This is a genomic window from Anaerostipes sp. (genome assembly GCF_018381315.1).
GTDB lineage: Bacteria > Bacillota > Clostridia > Lachnospirales > Lachnospiraceae > Anaerostipes.
Genome location: NZ_JAGZSD010000045.1, coordinates 1 through 2,146, shown reverse-complemented (window position 1 = coordinate 2,146; position 2,146 = coordinate 1). Strand labels below are relative to the sequence as shown.

Annotated in this window: 3 protein-coding genes and 1 pseudogene; 1 reads left to right on the top strand and 3 read right to left on the bottom strand. The window is 41.7% G+C overall.

Annotated elements, in window-relative coordinates:
• Both KH180_RS16900 and KH180_RS16560 read right to left on the bottom strand, forming a co-directional pair.
• The coding region (locus KH180_RS16900; RefSeq protein WP_290762180.1) for a PTS glucitol/sorbitol transporter subunit IIC at positions 1 to 135 on the bottom strand (135 nt) is incomplete at its 3' end.
• 96 nt (positions 136 to 231) lie between these two features.
• Positions 232 to 639 (bottom strand): transcriptional regulator GutM, encoded by a 408-nt coding sequence (locus KH180_RS16560; protein ID WP_290762463.1) that lies wholly within the window; start codon positions 637 to 639, stop codon positions 232 to 234.
• Positions 640 to 895: 256 nt separating this feature from the next.
• On the opposite strand from KH180_RS16560, the gene KH180_RS16555 reads away from it, so the two are divergent.
• Positions 896 to 1,831, top strand: a complete 936-nt coding sequence (locus KH180_RS16555) for a sugar-binding transcriptional regulator (RefSeq protein ID WP_290762460.1) — start codon at positions 896 to 898, stop codon at positions 1,829 to 1,831.
• 110 nt (positions 1,832 to 1,941) lie between these two features.
• On the opposite strand, the pseudogene KH180_RS16550 reads toward KH180_RS16555, so the two are convergent.
• A pseudogene (locus KH180_RS16550) lies at positions 1,942 to 2,146 on the bottom strand (hypothetical protein); the annotation flags it as partial.

Here is a 2,146-nt window from a genome sequence, read left to right as displayed (position 1 = left end):
CTTGATTACTGAGTTTACTGCTGTCATCAGGCAGACAACCAGCGGGATGATTCCGGTTACCCATCCCATGAATGTGGTACCGCCTTCTTGGAATAGCTTGATAAATCCGTTGGCAGCGTTTGAGATAATTTCCATATCTTCTCCTCCTTCTTTCAGTGCGTTGACTTGGTTTATATATAGAACAAACTAGCCGGTGAATTATAAATGACATTCTATATATCTTGCTGCAGACTACAGGACCGTTCCCTGGAACCTCATATCCAAAGCTTCTAAAGCTCTGATATAACCTTTGTAGTATTTCCGTCTCTTCTTTTCGAACTGTCTCACTTCATTCAGGTATTCGTAAATGCTGGTTCCCACAAGTTCTTTTCCGAGAAACTCTTTGATTGGTTTAAATTTTGTCAGAAAACTTAACCCCTCCATAATCTCTCCCCCGGTGATAACCCCATTCTGATCACAGGCAATCATGACAATATTCCCTGAGAGCAGTCTTCCTTTTTTCTGTCCGATTCCTACATTTCCAAGCTGATGAACTCTCTTTACTGCTCTTCTGTAATCCTTCACCTGAAAATATCCTCCGACAGCCTGAACAACAAACAATACGAAAATGATGAACAAAAAGACTGAAATTCCATTCATTTGGTTTGGCTCCTTTCATAAAACACTCAGGAACGAATCCTGTATTTTCAAAATCTTCTGTCTCACCTCTGATAGTTACATATGTGCTTGTTAATTACTTTTGTTAAGTTCATTATAGTCACTTTACATATGTTCGTCAATAGCAAAATGTATTTTTTCAGAAAATCCTTGAAAACCCTATAAATATGCCTTATAATCCTCTTAGCAAGCAGTTACATATGTGCCTTAACTAAATCAGAATCGAGAGGTTAACCTTATGAAAAAAAAAGAAAACGCAGATACTATGCTGGACAAAATCGTTCTGGTGGCGAATCTGTACTATAAAAACAAGCTGTCCCAGCAGGAGATTGCTAAAAAATTGAATATATCAAGACCCTGGGTATCTAAGCTGCTGTCCAGAGCAGAAGACCTGGGCATTGTAAAAATAGAGATCAACTCCCCCGTAGCAGGAAATTCTCAGCTTGAGGAAGCTCTGAAAGAAAAATACGGACTGAACTATGCGGGTGTCATCAGCACAAAGGACCAAAACCGCGACTATGTGGCACAGGCTGCCGCGGATTATTTCATCTCACAGCTGAAGCCAAAAGACATTGTGGGCGTGGGCTGGGGAAATGCTGTGTCCCGTTTTATCCGTGAAATGCATCCGCTCCATTTTCCCGATGTACAGACAGTTCCTCTGGCAGGAAGTTTTGGTGAGTCCTTTGAAGCCCTTCCAACCTACAACACTCTGCAGCTTGCAAATACAATAGGCGGTACAGCAAAGATGCTTCACATCCCGGCCTTTTGCTCATCCAAAGAAGAATATGAAACATTAATCTCCAATGAACATACAAGAGAGATCTTAACCCTTGGAGAACACGCTGATATACTTCTGATGGGTCTTGGAAGCTTTGAAACCTCCATTCTTACCTGCTATAACATCCTGAGTGAACAGGAGATTGCAGAGTTAAAAGCAGCTCATGCCATAGGGGATGTGGCACTTCAGTTTCTGACAAAGGAAGGAGAGACAGTAGAAACAGAATCAACCAAACATTTAATTAAAGCAGATATCTTTAAGGCCGCCAAAAATTCCCGTGTTTCCATCGGGGTGGCAGACGGGCTTCACAAAGTACAGATCATTGATGTGGCCCTGTCCTTAAAACTTGTCAATTCTTTCTTTACGGATGAAGAGACAGCTCTGGCACTGGTCTGAATGAACAAAGCGGACGAGCCGCCTCATCACTTAGGCCCCTCACTCTTTGAGAGGCAATAAGAATACAGAAGGAGCCTTCGGAAGGCTCCTTCTTAAGTTTAATACCAGGACTATAAAACGTTTCTTCCGTACATAGCGTCCTGTTCTTTTCTCAGCTGATAGATCAAAGTAGACTTATCTAATTCAACATCATCATAAGTGAGAAGCTGACCCTTTTTCACGTCTCTCTTCATCACTGCCTTGTTTGTCACAAGTCCGAATGGTACATATCCTTTTTCATCAGATTCTTTTGCTTCCGCGATTGATCCGTGTGTT